Raw genomic sequence first — 17,463 nt, forward strand, 5'->3', positions numbered from 1 at the left:
CGGCACACCCTATGGACGCGCCCTTTGGTTTTTTCGTATCGCATCGGGAACCAACAAGATCGAATTTGGTTTCATCGCCACATCAACTATGGCCCAGGCATGACGCCAACCGGCAGTGCCCATGGCCGCCATTGCGTCGGTTGCCCCGCTAGTGGGTCGTGCAGGGGGATATTTTGAGTTTGGGCAACAAGACGAAGAACACGCCGTCCGACACGCCCCCGAAGGGCGGTCAGAAAGATGCGGGCTCGGCCCTTCGCCAGGCGTATCAGAAGACGGTGGACGAGCAGGTTCCTGCCGAGATGCTTGACCTTCTCAGCAAGCTGGACTGAACGTCCGGCTGAATGGCCAGCACACCTCCCCAAGACATTGAGGCCCCCGAACGCCTCCGCCCTGCCCCGCCCCGTCTCGCGACGGGCGCGAAGCTCGTGCTCGTGCTGGGCAGCACCCTGTTCATCCTGGCCGCCATCGCGATCTTCGCGACGCTCCAGACGACCAGGCTTGCCGACAGCGAGGCGAGCGGCCGGTTGCGCATCGCCGCCAACGAAGACGCGCGCGCCATCGCCACGGAGCTGATGGGCGACATGACGGCGCTGCGTGTCGCCGTCCGCGCCATGGGCCAGGATCCGCTCGACATGCCGAGCTGCGCGCGCGCCCAGGGCGTGTTTGCGCAGCAGTCGATGACCGGCGCGCGTTTCCTCATCACCGACCGCGCGAGCAAGGTGCTGTGCGGCGATCCGCTGCCCGCGGCCTTGCCCACGCCCGTCGACGGGTCGCCGATCGGGGCCGACATCCTGCCGGGCAAGGGATTGGTCCTGTCGGTCGCCAGCCAGGATGGCCGCGCCCAGGCCCGCGCCTTCTTCCCCCTGCCCTTCCTCCAGTCGCTGGTCGACCAGAGCAACCCGACCAGCCCTATCGAGTCGGTGCTGGAACTGGACGGCGAGTTGCTGCCCATCAAGCAGCTTTCCCGCCAGGGTGCACTGGAGCGGATGAAGTCGATGCGGACCGAGCTGGGCATTGCCGGGCTGGTCCTGCGCACCTCCACACCGAGTGCGCCGATCACGTCCTCGCTGATCGTGGCGCTCGCGCTGCCGCTGCTGATGTGGCTGGCCGCCGTCGTGCTGGGCTGGTTCATCGTCGACCGGCTGCTGATCCGTCCGCTGCGTCGGTTGCGCGCCATCGTCGCGACCTATCAACCGGGTGAGGTTCTCGACATTTCCGGGGTCGAGGCCGCGCCCGCGCAGGAAATCCGCGATCTGGCGGACACGTTCGAGGCGATCACCCGCACCGTCGCCACGCACGAGGCGGGTCTGGCCGAAGGGCTGGTGCGCCAGACCAAGCTGACCCGCGAGGTCCATCACCGGGTCAAGAACAACCTGCAGGTCATCTCCAGCCTCATCAACTTCCATGCGCGCGGCGCGACGGGACCGGAGGCGATGGCGGCCTATTCCTCGATCCAGCGGCGGGTCGATGCGCTGGCGGTGGTCCATCGCCACCATTTCGCCGAACTGGAGGAAAATCGCGGTCTCAACCTGCGCACGATGATCGGCGAACTCGCCGCCAACATCCGCGCCACCGCACCGGAGAATGCCGCCGGGATCGGCATCTCGCTCGACGTCGCGCCGCTGTTGGTCAACCAGGACGTGGCCGTCGCCGTCGCCTTCCTCGTCACCGAGACGATCGAGCTGGCGATGAACTGCGATCCGGCCGCACAGATCCGCGTGGCGATCAAGCCCGCCGAGCAGGAGGGTCGCGCGGTCGTCCGCGTCGTGACCCGCGCGCTGGTCGAGACGGACACACTGCGCCACCTGATCGGCAAGCGCTATGGCCGGGTCATGGAGGGGCTGGCACGGCAGCTGCGCGCGCCCTTGCATCACGATCCGCTGGTCGGCGCCTATGAAATCGCCATCCCCATCGTCGGGCGCGACTGAATTTTTTCGAAAAAAGATTGGGGGAGGGTGAAAAGCCGGGAACCCCTGCCTTCGCAACGTGTTCTGCTCTTCGGATAGCGAACTTATGCCCCCCCGCTCTCGCTGTCCAAGCCATAGGCCTGGAAGCGTCCACCCTCCCCCCCCCCGGTGACGCTTCCAGGCCTTAATCTTTTCAGGGCCTCTGCCCCCCCCCCTTCATCGATATCTGAATGCAGCGTCCGTAACAGAGGCGGAACGATTGCACGCCTGACGCATTGATCGGCGACGGAATTCATCGAGGAGACTGAGAATGCGTAAGCTCATGGGTCTGGCCATCGTTGCCGGTGCGCTGCTAGTCAGCGCGTGCAACACGGTCGAGGGCGTCGGTCGCGACGTGAGCTCGGCGGGCAACACCGTCGCCAAGACGGCGAACGACGCCAAGTAAGCCTTCGCCCGGCTGACATTGCGGAAGGGCTCCGGCGGTTATCCGCCGGGGCCCTTTTCTTCTTGGGGCGGGGGCGGTTCCGTTATTTTCGCCCACTTGCGGACGCCACGTGCCGGTTCTTAGCTTAATCCTGCTGATGATGCCGGGGCAGCAATGCTCCCACCGCTTCGGCCATGAAGCTAACTTTTAACGGCTCCCCTTCGGCTACGGATGCGAGCACGCCCAGATATAAGGCCAGTTGGTCACTCGTGACGGCAAGTGCCCCGGTGTGAATGATCTCCGACGGGCCGTCCCTATCGAGCGCTATGTAGAGCGCCTCCTCAAGCTGTCCCAAATTTTGAAAGCTGCCGAACCCCACGAGTAGCTGGTCGCCGATTGTGGCCATCAGCGCCCCCCACGCGAGACCGCCAGCTATGTTCACCGTCGCCAAGTGAGCCTCCATCGTAGCCGATCTCGATAGACGCGGATGGCACTCGCATAAAGTGTCCGTTATCGCCCACTAGCAGACATTCCGACTTGCTGCCGCGATCCTGACGGCGGACACCTAGAACGACGCTGAGGTAGACCGAAAAAAACGATGAGACCATTCATTATAACAGCAATAGCCCTGACCATCGCGGCAATCTTTTTGGTTTCACGCCTTTGGAATCCGGTTGAGCTTGGTCCTGATCTCGCCAACCCCAAAGTGTTTTTTGGCTGCTATGGCTCTCAGGTCGAAAAGGTTGTCGTGGGGAGCACTGATGTGGCTGTCTCAGCTCAAGGTCGGCGCACCAAGGTCAAGAGATACCTGATGCTAAAGCGCGACCCGGTGGTAAACATGGTCAATAACTTGCAGATCGATGCTAGTGACAAGAGGCTATCTGTGGGTAACGCGGACACGGGTTTCTTTTACAAGTTTAATAGCAATACGAAGCCTACGGCAATCATCATCCCAGATGACAAAGGTATGGAGCGCATGCTTCCGCGCGTTAGTTGCTGAGTGACTGCTAAGGCGATCCGAGCCGGAAAGCGGCCCTTCCGCTATCCACCAATGGCAGACATGACGGCCACGGACGCTGGCGACTCCACCCGTCGCCCTCGACCGCGCTTAAGCTGAACGCAGTGGGGAAAGGGCTAACCCCCAACCGCCGTTCGGCCTGAGCCCAGTCGAAGGCCACGCCCCATCAGCCCAACAAAAAAGGGCCTCGGCTTTCACCGAGACCCTCACACTTCCAAACTCCAGCCGATCACGCCACCGCGTCGGCATCCTCTTCTACGGCCGCCTGTTTCGACCGAGCCCGCTCGGTGAACCAGATGCCGATGATCGCCAGCTCGTAGAGAATGATGAGCGGCACCGCGAGCAGCACCTGCGACATCAGGTCGGGCGGGGTCAGCACTGCCGCCACGGCCGTTGCCGCGACGATCGCATAGCGCCGCGCGCCGATCAGTTGCTTGCGCGTGACGATTCCCGCCCGTTCCAGCAGCATCAGCAGCACCGGCAACAGGAAGGCCAAGCCGAAGGCGAACAGGAACTGCATGACGAAGGACAGGTAATTGCCGATCGCAGGCAGCGCCTCGCGCTTCACGCCGCCCACCATGCCGTCGAAACCCAGCAGGAAGTGCAGCGCCATCGGGATGGCGATGTAATAGGCCATCGCCGCCCCCATCAGGAACAGCACGGGCGTCGCCAGCAGGAAGGGCAGCAGCGCCTTCTTTTCCTTGCGGTACAGACCCGGCGCGACGAACTGCCACAGTTGGTTGGCGATCACCGGGAAGGAGATCATCATCGCGGCGAAGAACGAGACCTTCACCTGGACGAAGAATGCCTCGAAAATCTGGGTATAGACCAGCGTTCCCTGCCCGGCGCGCAGCAGCGGCTTGGCCAGGAAGCCGAAGATCGATTCCGAAAAATACATCGACACGCCAAAGGCCAAGCCCACCGCGATGATGCAGTAGAGCAGTCGCCGACGCAGCTCGATCAGATGCTCCAGCAGGGGTGCGCGGCTGGCATCGATATCTTCCTGGTCGCTCACGATGCCGCCCCCTCGGTGCCGCGCGACGGATGCTCGCTGTCGGGTGCGGGCGCGACGACGGGCTTTTCGACCATCACCGGTTGATCGCTGTGATCCGCATGGCCATCGCCATGCGTCGCATCGGGCGTCTTGTGGTCAGGCGTCGTGTGATCAGGCAAGGCCGCCGCCGGGGTCGCCGCCGAAGGGATTGCATCGGCATCGACATGCGGAGGCGTGTCGGCGGCATGTTCGCGCATGATCCGCTCATTCTCGGCGGCCCAGCGCTTCTCCATTTCCTCCAGTTCGGCCTCCCGGACCATATTGTCGAAGCCCTGGCGGAACTGGCGCGTGACGCCGCGCGCCTTGCCCACCCAATAGCCGACGACGCGCATCGCCTTGGGCAGGTCCTTGGGACCGATCACGACGAGCGCGACGATGGCGACCAGCAGGAACTCGCTGGAATCGATGTTGAACATGAAAGTCCGCTGCTGGCTTTAACGGACCGGGATCAGCGATCGTCGCGCACGCGCTCGCCGTCGCGATCGAAGGCGGGCTCGGCCGACTTCTGCGCCTCGATACGCGCCGACGGCTTGGCGGGCGTCTCGTCTTCCTCGGCCATGCCCTTCTTGAAGTTCTTCACACCCTTGGCGACGTCGCCCATCAGGTTGGAGAAACGCCCGCCGCCGAGCAGAAGGATCGCGACGACCGCGAGGACGAGAAGGTGGATCGGGCTAAAGCTGCCCATGGCACGTCTCCTGGAATTTCTATCTATCTAGGCTTTGGCATCACCAGCGGCAATGGTCGAGCGATGACATGGCCCCCGATCGGGGATGCAAGGGCCGTGGCGGAGCATTGTGACGCGGCCATGACGCAAAGGAAAGCGCTCAATCGCGTTCTTCCTCACTCGAATCCGGGGACGCATCGGGCATATCCTCCTCACCCATCCGCTCCAGCGCCAGATCGACCGGATCGAGCAGCCCGGCGGCACGCAGATCCTCCAGCCCCGGCAGGTCCCGCCTGCTGGTCAGCCCGAAATGCTGGAGAAAGGCGGGGGTCGTCGCATAGATGAGCGGCCGCCCCGGGACCTCGCGTCGTCCGGCGGGACGCACCCAACCCGCTTCCATCAGCACGTCGAGCGTCCCCTTGGAGATGGCGACGCCGCGTATCGCCTCGATCTCCGCCCGGCTGACGGGTTCCTGATAGGCGATGATCGCCAACGTCTCGATGGCGGCGCGCGACAGGCGGCGCGCCTCCTCGCGATCGCGGCGGAGCAGATGGGCGAGATCGGGCGCGGTCTGGAAATGCCAACGGTCGCCGCGCCGGACGAGCATGATGCCGCGCCCGCGATACTGCGCCTCCAGCTGTTCCAGCGCCGCGCGGATATCGCCGCCGCCCTTGCCCCCACGACTGCCGACGCCGACATGCGCGCGGATCGAATCCACGCTCATGGGCTCGGGCGAGGCGAACAGCACCGCCTCGACGGCACGAACGATCGGGTCGATCTCGGTCATGGCGCGGGCTGGCGGATCAGCAGCGGCGCGAACGGCGCGGCCTGGCGGAGTTCGACCTTGCCCTGCCGCGCCAGTTCCAGCACCGCAAGGAAGCTGGACGCCAGCGCCGACCGCCGCAACCGCTCGCTGCCGTCGGGCAGGAAGGTCTCGATCGCCGACCAGTCGATCCGACTGCCGACCAGCATCGACACCCGCTCCAGCGCCGCTTCCAGCGTCATGACCTGCCGGTCGGCGACGACATGCATGACCGGGCGGGTGCGCGCATTGATCCGGCCATAGGCGGAAATCAGGTCGTACAGCTCGGCCTGCCACATCGCCTTGCGCTGCACCGCCAGCCCTTCGGGCGCGCCGCGCGGGAAGACGTCGCGGCCCAGCCGATCACGCGCCATCAGCCGCGCGCCGCATTCGCGCATCGCCGCCAGCCGCTCCAGCCGGAGTTGCAGGCGCAGCGCCATTTCCTCCGGGTCGGGCTCTTCCTCGGGCTGGCGAGGCAGCAGCAGGGAGGATTTGAGATAAGCGAGCCAGGCCGCCATCACCAGATAATCGGCCGCCAATTCCAGCTGCATCCGCCCCGCCTTGTCGACGAAGCGCAGATATTGCTCGACCAAGGCCAGGATCGAGATCTGTCGCAGATCGACCTTTTGCGAACGGGCCAGCGACAGCAACAGATCGAGCGGCCCTTCCCACCCGTCCAGATCAAGCGTCAGCTGTTCCCCCGTCATCCCCCATTGCTTAGCGGCGATGATGCGGGATGGCGAGACGGCGCGTGGCGGGCGCCAGACCGATGGAGAGAGGAGATCGGCTCTTTCCAATTCCTCCCCATCTTCGATGGGGAGGATTAGGGCGTTACCTATTCCAACGCCGCGAGCGCGAGCAGCGCATCGCGGCGCGCGATCAGCTCCGCAAAGTCGCCCTCCCCTACGCCGACACTCGCCATCGCACGGTCCAGCCGCGCCCGCGCCGCTTCGGTGATCGGCGGCACGCGCCCGGCGATCTCGACCATCTCGTCCATCCGCGCCCAGCAATCGAGGACGAGGTCGCATCCCGCCGCCAAGGCCCCCGCCGCCTTCTCGCCCGCCGTGCCCGACAGCGCCTTCATGTCGATGTCGTCGGTCATCAACAGGCCCTCGAAACCGATCCGCCCCCGGATGATCCGCTCGATCACGGTCGGGGACAGGGTAGCGGGGCGCTCGGCGTCCCAGGCCTCGAACACGATATGGCTGGTCATGCCCATCGGCGCGCCCGACAGCGTGATGAAGGGTTCGAGATCGACCTCCAGCGCCGCCTCGTCGGCGGTGACGGTCGGCAGCAAATGGTGCGAGTCGACCAGCGCGCGGCCATGGCCGGGCATATGCTTGACCACGCCGACCACGCCCGCCGCCGCCAACCCTTCCAGCATGGCGCGGCCCAATGCGGCCACCTGCATCGGTTCGGTGCCATAGGCGCGGCAGGCGATCGCCTCGGTGGTGTCGGCTTGCGCCACGTCCAGAAGCGGCGCGCAGTCGACGGTGATCCCGACCTCGCGCAGCATCACGCCCAGTGCCTGGCCATTGGCGCGCATCGCCTGGATCGCCGACATCGGCGCTGTTTCGTACAGCTTCGCAAAGACCGGCCCGGCGGGGAAAGCGGGCCATTCGGGCGGCCCCATGCGCGCGACACGGCCCCCTTCCTGATCGATCAGGATCGCCAGATCGTCCCGCCCCGCCAGCGCGCGCAGATCGCCGGTCAGCGCGCGGACCTGCGCCCGGTCGACGATGTTGCGCTTGAACAGGATATAGCCCGCCGGTTCGACCGAGGCGAAGAATGCCCGCTCGTCGGGGGTCAGCACCGGGCCGGACAGGCCGAAAATGACGGGGATCATGGACGAAAACTCCGGCCCCTCCCCGCACCGGCGGGAAAGGGGCATGGTCGATCAGCTGGCGACGAAGCAGCTCTCGCCCGCCACGCGCAGGCGGCCGCAGATATCGGCGGCCTGGTTGGCCGACCCGGCATTCACGCGCAGGCGATACAGGGTCTTGCCGTTCGACGCGACCGGCTGGACCACCTTGCCCAGCGCGGCGACATAGGAAAAGCGCTTCGAGAAGCGGTCCCAGGCGGCATTGGCCGAGGACTCGCTGGGATAGGCGCCCAGCTGGACCATCGCCCCGCCGGTCGGGGCCGCCGCGGGGGCACGCGCCGCCGCCACGGGTGCGGGGGCGACGAGCTTGCCGCCCGATTCCGGCACCTGCGCCACCGCGTTGCGGCCACCATTGGTTTCGGCAGGCTTCTGTACGACCCGCGTCCCGTTCATCGGCGCCTCGGGCACGGCGCGCAGGTCGATCGCACCGGTGCCGCCGGGCTTGCCCGCGCTGGTGGCGATGGCGGTGTTGCCCTCGCCCTTGATCTTCAGGCCGCCCGGATCGGCCGGGCGGACCTTATAGTCGCCCTCGGGCGCGGCGATCACCGCGCCGTCGCCGTCCGTCGCCGCACGATGCGCCTGCCACTTGTAGAAGCCGAAGCCGATCGCGGCCAGGATGGCGAGGCCCAGAATGACCAGCGCGATCACCTTGCCGATACCGACGCCCTCGGGCTCGTCCGCCTCGACGGTTTCCAGCCAGGGCAGGCGATCCGCCTCGTCCAGATCCAGGGCACGGCCGTCCGTTTCGTTCGCCATCACTTCATCTCCGACACGGCTTCGACGCCCATCAGCGCCAGACCATTGCGTATGATCTGCCCGATCCCCTCGCTCAGGAAAAGACGCGCGCGGGTCAGTTCGGCATCTTCCGCGATCAGGAAGCGACGATCGACCCGGTCGTTCCCGACATTCCAGGCCGCGTGGAAGGCGGCGGCCAGGTCATAGAGGTAGAAGGCCACGCGATGCGGCTCACGCGCGGTCGCCGCCGTCTCGACGATGCGCGGAAACTGCGCGGCGAGCTTCACCAGTGCCAGATCCTCGGCGTCGAGCAACGCCAGGTCGGCGGTGCCGCCCGCAATGCCCGCCTCGGCCGCGCGCCGCTTCAGCGAGGCGATGCGCGCATGGGCATATTGGACGTAGAAGACCGGATTGTCCTTCGACGCCTCGACCACCTTGGCGAAGTCGAAGTCCATCTGCGCATCCGCCCGGCGGGTCAGCATGGTGAAGCGCACCACGTCCTTGCCAACCTCGCGCACGACATCGGCGAGGGTGACGAAATTGCCCGCGCGCTTCGACATCTTTACCGGCTCGCCGCCGCGCAACAGGCGGACCATCTGGACCAGCTTCACGTCGAACTTGGTCTTGCCGCCGGTCAGCGCCTCGACCGCCGCGACGATGCGCTTGACGGTGCCCGCATGGTCGGCGCCCCAGATGTCGATCAGCTGATCGGCGGATTGTGCCTTCTGATAATGATAGGCCAGATCCGCACCGAAATAGGTCCAGGCGCCGTTCGACTTCTTGATCGGGCGATCCTGATCGTCGCCGAACTGGCTGGAGCGGAACAGCGGCAGCTCGACCGGCTCCCAATCCTCGGGGGTTTCGCCCTTGGGCGCTTCCAGCACGCCGTCATAGACGAGGCCGCGCGAGCGCAGCTCGGCCTCGGCGGCCTCGGGCTTGCCCGCCGCCTGCAATTCGGCCTCCGACGAGAAGATGTCGTGATGGATGCCCAGCAGCGCCAGATCCTCACGGATCATCGCCATCATCGCCGCCACCGCGCGCGTGCGGAACAGGACCAGCCATTCGCTCTCGGGCGCGTCGACATATTTATCGCCATATTCGGCCGCGAGTTCCGCGCCGATCGGCTTCAGATATTCGCCTGGATAAAGCCCCTCGGGGATCTCGATCGTCGCACCCAGCGCCTCGCGGTAGCGCAGATGCGCCGAGCGGGCGAGGACATCGACCTGGCCGCCCGCATCGTTGACATAATATTCGCGGATGACCTTGTGGCCCGCAAATTCGAGCAGCGTGGCGAGCGCATCGCCCACCACCGCACCGCGGCAATGGCCCATATGCATCGGCCCCGTCGGATTGGCCGAGACATACTCGATATTGACGGTGACGCCATTCCCCCGCGCCGACCGGCCATAATCGCCGCCCGCCGCCGGGATCGCGGCCAGCTCGTCGCGCCAGGCCGCCTCGGTCAGCCGCATGTTCAGGAAACCCGGCCCGGCGACCGAGACGCTGTCCACCTCGTCCAGCTTGCCCAGCTCGGCCGCGATCGCCTCGGCCAGCGCGCGCGGATTGGTGCCTGCGGGCTTGGCCAGCACCATCGCGGCGTTGGTGGCGAGGTCGCCATGGCTCGCATCGCGCGGCGGCTCGACCGTCACGTTGCGGCGATCCAGCCCGCCGGGCAGCGTGCCGGCGGCGACCAGCGTGTCCAGCGCCGCATCGATATGCGCGGCAAAGCGGGTGTAGAGGGTCATCACATCGTCCGATCGGGGTAGCAAAGCGTTGCGCTCTAGCGAAATCGGGCGCCCGCTTCAAATCATGGCGTATGCGGCAGCGGGACGATTGCACCGAGTGCAATCAGGCGGAATCCCTTTGCAGTTGCCGGTTATGCTGCATCGCAATATTTCGGCTGATGAAAGTAGAAGCGCTAACAAGGCGCGAGAGGACCTGATCCGGCTCAACGCAAATGCGGGAGTTTCGATCATGCGCAAGACCATTCTGATCCTGGCCGCCACCGTTGCCGCCGCCGTCCCCACCATCGGTGCGATCGCCGCCGAGGGCGAGCAGCGCTTCGTTCACGAGGGCAGCACCTATGTCTACACCCGTTCGAACGAGAACGGCCATGCGGTGATCCAGGGTCATCGCTATCCGGGCGGCGAGCCGTTCCGCTTCGTCGTGAAGGGCCACCGCGTGACCGGCACGACCGGCAACACCCAGGTCGCCTTCACCACCGACGAAGCCCGCGGCGCGCTGGGCGCCGGCGTGGAGACCAGCGCTCGCTGATCCCAGCCTGACGGCTGAACGAAAAAGCCCCGCGTGTCCGATGGGATGCACGGGGCTTTTTTTCATGTACCCAATCTCTTAGAGCCATGTCCCGAAGCGCTTCCAGAGCTTCGGGTAACGCGCGGCAAGATGCGACGTCTCTTTTTTGAAGGGAGTACCGCTGGGTGCGGACGGGCGAGGCCGGACATCGGCCTCGGGCATTTGCGAAAGAGCTTGCCCGGTCTTTGCCGACCAAATGTCCGGCGCGACATAGCCAAAGGCCTCAAACTCCAAATCACTCTGCGCGTCCGGAATGGCAAGATCGGCCAATGCGTCGGGATCAGCCAGGACCCGTTCGAAATCCGTTCGTCCGCGCGAGATCAGCCAGCGCTGGAAATATTCGAACCCGTCATCCGACGCGCCGCCCTTGGCGACATAGGCGGCACCCCATAAATCCCATCGATAGGACCGGATCATCGCCTCGTCGAAATAACCTTGAAACGCGGCGATCTGGGATGGCGTCAATCGGCGCAGCGACGTGCGAAGATCGGCCAGTTGCGCGTCGGCATCCTGGCCCCAAGTCGCGGAATGATCGACCAGTGCCCAGAAATCATCGCGGCCGAGCGGACCTGCCCCGACAGCCACAGGCCTCTGCAAACCCTGTTTCGCCGGTCTGGCCCCACCGCCATAGGCGACGATCAGTGCCAGCGCCGCCGCGATTGACGCGAAAATAACGAAGCGTCCCAAGCCAGCCATTCTGTCTATCCTCGGGTCCCATCAACGTTCGTCCCGTTCCTCCCCTGGAAGGGGAGGTGGCAGGCCGAAGGCCTGACGGAGGGGTGTCCCGGCGTGCGAGACGGGACTCCGACCTCAACCGGCGACACCCCTCCACCATCCTTCGGATGGTCCCCCTCCCCTCCCAGGGGAGGAATGAGAATATGGCATTCTGAACGCCGATCCGGCCTGGCCAGCCATCGTAATATTAGAACCCCTCGGGCAGATCGATGTCCCCTACAACCTCACGGTAACACCGAACCGCATAACGGTCCGTCATCCCCGCAATGAAGTCGGCAATATGCCGACTGCGCGCAGGCTCTTGTTCCGGCAACCGCTCGCGCCACTCCTGGGGCAGTTGCGCCGGGTCGGCGCGATAGGCCGCGAACAGGCCCTTGACGATACCATGCGCCGCGTCCGCCGCCGCCAGCTGGCGCGGGTGGTGGTAGAGATTGGCGTACATGAAGCGCTTCAGGTCACGCTCCTCGATCCGCATCGCGTCCGAAAAGCCGACCAGCGCCCGGCCCGCCGCGCGAACGTCCGCCACGTCCCCCACCCCGCTCTCGGCGATACGGGTCCGGGTTTCGGCGACCAGATCGTTGACCATCACACCGATCTGCGAGCGGATCAGTTCGCTCGCCAGCCTTTTGGGCGCGACATCGGGGAATTGCGCCCGCGCCGCGTCCCAGCCGCGCGCGACCAGCGGCACGGCCAGCAGCTGATCGAGCGTCAGCAGCCCGGCGCGCAGGCCGTCATCGATATCGTGATTGTCATAGGCGATGTCGTCCGCGAGCGCTGCGACCTGCGCCTCCAGCGAGGCATGGCTGTCCAGATCGAGCGGAAAGCCCGCATCCGCCTCCCGCAAGGCCCAACCGGGATGGCGCACCGGACCGTTATGCTTGGCCAGCCCCTCCAGCGTCTCCCAACTGAGGTTCAGGCCGTCCCAGCGCGGATAGGGCCGCTCGATCTCGGTCAGGGTGCGCAACGTATGGCCGTTATGGTCGAATCCACCCTGCTCGGTCAGCGCCGCCTTCAGCGCATCCTCGCCCGCATGGCCGAAGGGCGGATGGCCGATATCATGCGCCAGGCACAGCGCCTCGGTCAGATCCTCGTTCAGCCCCAGCGTGCGCGCGATCGTGCGGCCGATCTGCGCGACCTCCAGGCTGTGGGTCAGGCGGACGCGGAAATGGTCGCCGTCGGGCGCCATGAAGACTTGGGTCTTGTGACGCAGCCGCCGGAAGCTGATCGAATGGATGATCCGGTCGCGGTCGCGCTGGAACGCATCGCGCGGCCCGCGCGCCAGGCCCGAGGCCTCGTCATGACGACGCCCCCGGCTATGTTCTGGATAGGAAGCCCAGGGGGCGAAGCGGCTCACTTGGCGTCGAGCCGCGTCACCGCCTGCCCTGCGTCGCTGGTCACGGGGAAGGCCGAAACCCCCTTCTTGGCGAGCTGGTTGACGAAGGCGCGCGCCTCCGCATCGGTCTTGAACGGGCCGGTCAGGACGCGGTGGGTCGCGCGAATCGGGGTCTTGTAGCCCTTGCGCGCGGCGAACAGCTCGGGCGCCTTCGCCCTGGTCGCCGCCCAGGCCTTGGGCAGGTCGTCCTCATTCGCGCCGCCTGCGACCTGGACCCAGATACGCTCGGGGTTCGCCCGCGCGCGCTTCTTTTCCTCGGCCTCTTCCTTGGCGGCGAGTGCCTTTTTCTCGGCCTCGGCCTTTTTGGCGGCGAGAGCCTTCTTCTCGGCGGCGACCTTGGCGGCGGCCGCCTTGCGTTCGGCAGCGGTCGGCGCGCGCGGGGCGGCGTCCGCCACCTCGGCGGCCTTTTCGCGCGCTTCGCGATCGCGCTCGGCCTTGCTGCGCGCCTCGGCGACGACACGCTGCGCGCCGCTGCTCACCGGCGTATTGGCCGCGATGACGGCCGGACGCTCAGGGCCTTCCACGCCGAGTTCGGAGGCGGGGATCGAGAGATTGGCGACGATCCGCGCCAGAACCGAGTCTTCGCGTACCCCGCGCGCCGGGGTCGGCGGCGTGCGGCGGGCCGCGACTCGCGCCGGGCGCGGCGCGGGCGCGGGCTCTTCGGCCTGGCTGGGGATGGGCTGGACCATGGCGGTGGCGACCGGCGCGGGCTTGGCGGGCACGGGGTCCGGTGCGGGGACGGCCTGCACCATCTGGAGCGGCGGTGTCGACGGGATGGCAGTGGGCAGCGGCTGCACCATGGCGGTGGCCGTGGTCGGGCTCGACGTCACCGGGGCGGGCGTCGTTGCGGCGGGCGTCGCGGGCGCCGTGGCCGGTGCGGCGGGCAACGGCTGGATCATCGGCCGCGTGGTGTTCGATGCCATGGCCACCGGTGAACGGGTTTCGGGGGCCGTCGGCAAGGCGCTGGAGAAGCCCGGCTGCGGTTGCGGCTGGGCCTGCGTTTGCGGAGCCGTCTGCGGCGTCGGCTGTGTCTGCGGCTGGGGCAAGGGCTGGACCATCCGCATCGGCGCGGCGGCCGCCACGACGCGGGGCGTGGTCGTCGACGCCATCTGCACCGGTGCGGGCGTGACCGGCGTCGTATTGGCCGCCATCGCCACACCGCGCGGGTTGCGCCCGCCGCGCCGTCGTTCCTCGCGCGTCGGCACCGGAGCGGGCGTCGTCACCGGCGCAGAGGCCAGCGCCACCGGCGCTTCCGGAGTCAGCGGCGGCAGGTTCGGGGCCAGCTTCGCATCGGCCAGCCGCTCGGGCGTCGGGCGGGTCTCACCGAAATGCACGGCAAAGGCGCGGTCGACGGCGGGCAGGCTGGGCAGACGCTGAAAAAAGGGTTGCAGCCCCTGCGCCAGTTGCGGCGGCATCATGGTCGAGGCGATCCGCGTCGCCTCGGGCAGTTCACCCCCCATCGCCAGGATGAAGGCCCGTGCCCGCCATGCCGCGCGGTCGGTCTTGCGCAGCAGCGGATCGAGCTGTTCGAGCGCCTGCTCCCGCTGGCCCGAGATACCGAGCGACAGCGCATAGCGGCGGATGATCTCGTCACCCGCGCCATTGGCCAGCGCCAGCCGGTAATCGCGCTGGGCCCGCGCCTGGTCGCCGATCAGGTCATAGGCCAGGCCGCGATCGCCCGCGAACTTAGCGGCGGGCATCCCCGCCGCCTCGGCCTGGGTAAAATAGCGCAGCGCCTCGCCGGGGCGTTCCGAGCGCACCAGGATCGACGCCATGCCCGCCTTGACCCGGGGATCGCGGGCATCGACCTTCTCCGCGCGCGCCAGCAGCGACGCGGCACCCGACAGGTCGTCGAGATGGATGGACAGCTCCGCCGCCTCGACCAGCGCATCGACGTTGCGGGGGTTCTGCGCGACGCGGCGCATCACGTCCCCCAGCTTGTCGGCATCGGTGGTGCCGGGAAGCGGCTGAACCACTTCCTGTGCGAGAAGGGGCACGGGCGCGGCGGCGAGGGCCAACGCGAGCGCGAGCGAGGCGCGGGGAAAAATTGCGAACGTCATGGGACCATCGCCCATAAAGCGTGTTTCGCGGGCGGCGGCAATGGCTAACCCATCGCTGGCGCGCCCGAGTGCTCCGGAGCGTCGACCAACAGGCGATTGTCACACGCCCCTAGCCCTCACGCCCCCTACGGTCGGCGGCGCGGATCGGCCACGAACGAGGTCTTCGCGCCCTTGGCCAGCACGACATAGGCACGGTTCCATGGCTGGTCGCCCAGCATGGTCCAGGCATGGCCGGTTCCGGTATGGTCCTCCGCGACCAGCACGTCGCCGGGATGCAGGGTGAAGCTTTCGCCCGTGCGGGTCACGAATTTCAACGTGCCTGCCAGGGTCAGCACATATTGCGGCTCGGGATCATTGTGCCAGTCGAAATGCGAATGGGGTGCGGTCGTCTTGAAATGGATCTTTTCGACTGCGCTGGGCACGCCGGGCGTCACGCTGCCCTCCTCGACATGCGAGTTGCCGTCCGCGCCGGTGAACAGGCGGAAGGCATGGATGCGGTCATGGCCGGGAGCGGGATCGGCCGTGGCCACACACGTCATCAGTGCAAGAGCCAGCGCCGAGCTGGCAGCGATGGCGCAGGGTTTCAGGGGCTGGAAGCGCATTGCGTTCTCCTCGTCTCGGTGCCGCCGCGCGGGCGGCCTTTCCGGCGGGACGGATCGCATCGGGAGCCGCCACAGGCGAGTGAAATTCCTGTAAGATGGGGCGAGGCAAGCCGCATCGACGGGGCGGCCCTCCCCCCACCGCCGAGCGCACGAAAAAGGCCCGCGCGATCCTGTCGCACGGGCCTGTCGTTCGTCCGGAATAACCCGCTGCGCGGGTCGGAGATTACTGGTTGTTCTGGCGGTGCAGGAAGCGCGGAATGTCCAGCGACGAGTCCGACCCGCCCTGCGCATTCTCGTCACGCTGTGCACCACGCGCCGCGTTCGACATACGCTCGAACAGCGTGCCACCCAGCTTCACGCGCGGCGCGGGCTGTGCCGGGGCCTCACCGGCTTCGCTGCCGGGGGCCAGCCAGCGGCGGCGGGCCTCGTCGCTGCCCGGCGCGGGCTCGACGGCGGCGGGATGCGATGGCGTTGCGGGAGCGGGAGCCGGAACGATGGTGTCGGCACCCAGCACCAACTCGTCATCCGCCACCGGCGCTGGGGCCGGTGCGGGCGCGGGCTTGGCGACCGGTGCGGCGACGCTCGACGCGACGGGAGCAGCCACCGGGGCCGGTGCGGGAGCAGCCATCGGCTGCTCGACCGGGGCGGCCTGGGCTACGCTGGCCTGCGGCGCAGGGGCGGCGGCGGGCTCGCTCGGGCGATAGCTGGGCGTATCGTCCGACTTGCGGGCCATGCCGCCCATGCTGAAGCCGCTGCGGTTCGCTTCCGAAGGCGACGGCGCGACCTTCAGGTCGGCATCGATGCCGGTCGCGACGACCGACACGCGGATGCGGCCTTCCAGCTCGGGATTAAAGGCCGAGCCCCAGATGATGTTGGCGTCCGGATCGACCAGCTCGCGGATGTGGTTCGCGGCCTCGTCGACCTCCAGCAGGCGCATATCGTCGCCGCCGGTGATCGAAATGATGACGCCCTTGGCGCCCTGCATCGACACACCGTCGAGCAGCGGGTTGGCGATCGCCTTCTGCGCCGCCTCGATGGCGCGATTGTCGCCGGTGGCCTCACCGGTGCCCATCATCGCCTTGCCCATCTCCTGCATCACCGAGCGGACGTCGGCGAAGTCGAGGTTGATGAGGCCCGGCATGACCATCAGGTCGGTGATGCCGCGCACGCCCTGCTGCAGCACCTCGTCCGCCATCGCGAACGCTTCCTTGAAGGTCGTGTTGGCGTTGGCGATCAGGAACAGGTTCTGGTTGGGGATGACGATGAGCGTATCGACGTATTTCTGAAGCTCTTCGATGCCGCCATCGGCCGACTTGGCGCGACGATTGCCCTCAAAGGCGAAGGGCTTGGTCACGACACCGACGGTCAGGATGCCCATGTCGCGCGCCGCCTTGGCGATGACCGGGGCCGCACCGGTGCCGGTGCCGCCGCCCATGCCCGCGGCGATGAAGCACATGTGGCTGCCCTCGAGCAGACGCGACAGGTCGTCGATCGTCTCTTCGGCGGCCGCGCGACCGATCTCGGGACGGCTGCCCGCGCCCAACCCCTGCGTGATCTTCGCACCCAGCTGGATACGCTGCGGCGCGATCGACTGCTTCAGTGCCTGCGCGTCGGTGTTGGCGACGAGGAAATCCACGCCCTGTACCTCGGCGCGCATCATGTTCGCGATCGCGTTGCCGCCGGCACCGCCGACGCCGATCACCGCGATACGCGGCGTCAGTTCGTCGACCTCGGGTGCGATGAATTCGATGCTCATCCCAATTCTACTCCGCCGTTCCCGGTCGGTACGCAAAGACCGGGCCCATGAATTAACCGTTAGTGCACCAGACCTGGGCCAAGTGCCAACCCAAAAGCGTCAGGCATAAGACGCTTTT

General features: G+C 66.9%; 19 protein-coding genes. 5 read left to right on the forward strand and 14 right to left on the reverse strand.

The features are described from left to right. The first annotated feature begins 173 nt into the window (after positions 1-173). The 3 genes from ACQR50_RS12405 to ACQR50_RS12415 all read left to right on the forward strand — a co-directional run bounded on the left by ACQR50_RS12405 (position 174) and on the right by ACQR50_RS12415 (position 2,352). Positions 174-329: a NepR family anti-sigma factor gene (locus tag ACQR50_RS12405; RefSeq protein WP_240456621.1), complete on the forward strand. Its 156-nt coding sequence runs from the start codon at positions 174-176 to the stop codon at positions 327-329. Positions 330-341: 12 nt separating this feature from the next. Beyond that, positions 342-1,928, forward strand: a complete 1,587-nt coding sequence (locus ACQR50_RS12410) for a sensor histidine kinase (protein WP_428968549.1) — start codon at positions 342-344, stop codon at positions 1,926-1,928. Positions 1,929-2,217: 289 nt separating this feature from the next. Next, a complete protein-coding gene (locus tag ACQR50_RS12415; protein WP_056434194.1) occupies positions 2,218-2,352 on the forward strand; it encodes an entericidin A/B family lipoprotein in 135 nt (44 codons plus the stop codon). Positions 2,353-2,476: 124 nt separating this feature from the next. Here ACQR50_RS12415 and ACQR50_RS12420 read toward each other — a convergent pair whose 3' ends face one another. Next, positions 2,477-2,782: a hypothetical protein gene (locus ACQR50_RS12420; protein WP_428968550.1), complete on the reverse strand. Its 306-nt coding sequence runs from the start codon at positions 2,780-2,782 to the stop codon at positions 2,477-2,479. Between the two features lie 147 nt (positions 2,783-2,929). Between ACQR50_RS12420 and ACQR50_RS12425 the strand changes: the two genes are divergently transcribed. Then, the gene (locus tag ACQR50_RS12425) at positions 2,930-3,331 is read left to right on the forward strand and encodes a hypothetical protein (RefSeq protein ID WP_428968551.1); all 402 of its coding nucleotides are present in this window, start codon (positions 2,930-2,932) and stop codon (positions 3,329-3,331) included. A gap of 247 nt (positions 3,332-3,578) precedes the next feature. Here the strand turns inward: ACQR50_RS12425 and tatC are convergent, their stop codons facing one another. The 8 genes from tatC to argS form a co-directional block, all read right to left on the reverse strand. Further along, on the reverse strand, positions 3,579-4,364 hold the full coding sequence (tatC, locus tag ACQR50_RS12430; protein ID WP_058744916.1) for a twin-arginine translocase subunit TatC: 786 nt from the start codon (positions 4,362-4,364) through the stop codon (positions 3,579-3,581). Then, positions 4,361-4,819 (reverse strand): Sec-independent protein translocase protein TatB, encoded by a 459-nt coding sequence (gene tatB / locus ACQR50_RS12435; RefSeq protein WP_428968552.1) that lies wholly within the window; start codon positions 4,817-4,819, stop codon positions 4,361-4,363. Before tatB ends, tatC begins: the two co-directional genes overlap by 4 nt. Before the next feature lie 32 nt (positions 4,820-4,851). After that, a complete protein-coding gene (locus ACQR50_RS12440) occupies positions 4,852-5,088 on the reverse strand; it encodes a Sec-independent protein translocase subunit TatA (protein ID WP_056434199.1) in 237 nt (78 codons plus the stop codon). 139 nt (positions 5,089-5,227) lie between these two features. After that, the gene (gene scpB, locus ACQR50_RS12445; protein WP_428968553.1) at positions 5,228-5,854 is read right to left on the reverse strand and encodes an SMC-Scp complex subunit ScpB; all 627 of its coding nucleotides are present in this window, start codon (positions 5,852-5,854) and stop codon (positions 5,228-5,230) included. Beyond that, entirely contained in the window at positions 5,851-6,576 is a 726-nt protein-coding gene (locus ACQR50_RS12450; RefSeq protein WP_056434202.1) for a segregation and condensation protein A, read from the reverse strand. Before ACQR50_RS12450 ends, scpB begins: the two co-directional genes overlap by 4 nt. 128 nt (positions 6,577-6,704) lie before the next feature. Next, positions 6,705-7,715: a glycoside hydrolase family 3 N-terminal domain-containing protein gene (locus tag ACQR50_RS12455; RefSeq protein ID WP_428968554.1), complete on the reverse strand. Its 1,011-nt coding sequence runs from the start codon at positions 7,713-7,715 to the stop codon at positions 6,705-6,707. Between the two features lie 51 nt (positions 7,716-7,766). Further along, positions 7,767-8,507 carry an SPOR domain-containing protein gene (locus ACQR50_RS12460; RefSeq protein ID WP_428968555.1) on the reverse strand — a complete coding sequence of 247 codons (741 nt, stop codon included), beginning with the start codon at positions 8,505-8,507 and terminating at the stop codon, positions 7,767-7,769. Beyond that, positions 8,507-10,231, reverse strand: a complete 1,725-nt coding sequence (gene argS / locus ACQR50_RS12465) for an arginine--tRNA ligase (protein ID WP_428968556.1) — start codon at positions 10,229-10,231, stop codon at positions 8,507-8,509. Before argS ends, ACQR50_RS12460 begins: the two co-directional genes overlap by 1 nt. Positions 10,232-10,460: 229 nt before the next feature. Between argS and ACQR50_RS12470 the strand changes: the two genes are divergently transcribed. Then, positions 10,461-10,760 carry a hypothetical protein gene (locus ACQR50_RS12470; protein WP_153008086.1) on the forward strand — a complete coding sequence of 100 codons (300 nt, stop codon included), beginning with the start codon at positions 10,461-10,463 and terminating at the stop codon, positions 10,758-10,760. A 78-nt stretch (positions 10,761-10,838) separates the two neighbouring features. Here ACQR50_RS12470 and ACQR50_RS12475 read toward each other — a convergent pair whose 3' ends face one another. From ACQR50_RS12475 to ftsZ, 5 genes are all read right to left on the reverse strand, one after another. Next, positions 10,839-11,495 (reverse strand): DUF4240 domain-containing protein, encoded by a 657-nt coding sequence (locus ACQR50_RS12475; protein WP_428968557.1) that lies wholly within the window; start codon positions 11,493-11,495, stop codon positions 10,839-10,841. 226 nt (positions 11,496-11,721) lie between these two features. Beyond that, complete coding sequence (locus ACQR50_RS12480; protein ID WP_428968558.1) at positions 11,722-12,888, reverse strand: deoxyguanosinetriphosphate triphosphohydrolase; 1,167 nt, start codon at positions 12,886-12,888, stop codon at positions 11,722-11,724. Beyond that, complete coding sequence (locus ACQR50_RS12485; protein ID WP_428968559.1) at positions 12,885-14,987, reverse strand: SPOR domain-containing protein; 2,103 nt, start codon at positions 14,985-14,987, stop codon at positions 12,885-12,887. Before ACQR50_RS12485 ends, ACQR50_RS12480 begins: the two co-directional genes overlap by 4 nt. A 125-nt stretch (positions 14,988-15,112) precedes the next feature. Further along, positions 15,113-15,589 (reverse strand): hypothetical protein, encoded by a 477-nt coding sequence (locus ACQR50_RS12490; protein WP_428968560.1) that lies wholly within the window; start codon positions 15,587-15,589, stop codon positions 15,113-15,115. A 223-nt stretch (positions 15,590-15,812) separates the two neighbouring features. Further along, the gene (gene ftsZ / locus ACQR50_RS12495; protein WP_428968561.1) at positions 15,813-17,345 is read right to left on the reverse strand and encodes a cell division protein FtsZ; all 1,533 of its coding nucleotides are present in this window, start codon (positions 17,343-17,345) and stop codon (positions 15,813-15,815) included. Positions 17,346-17,463 lie beyond the last annotated feature (118 nt).

Source organism: Sphingomonas sp. Xoc002 (genome assembly GCF_050408055.1).
Classification (GTDB): Bacteria; Pseudomonadota; Alphaproteobacteria; order Sphingomonadales; family Sphingomonadaceae; genus Sphingomonas; species Sphingomonas yabuuchiae.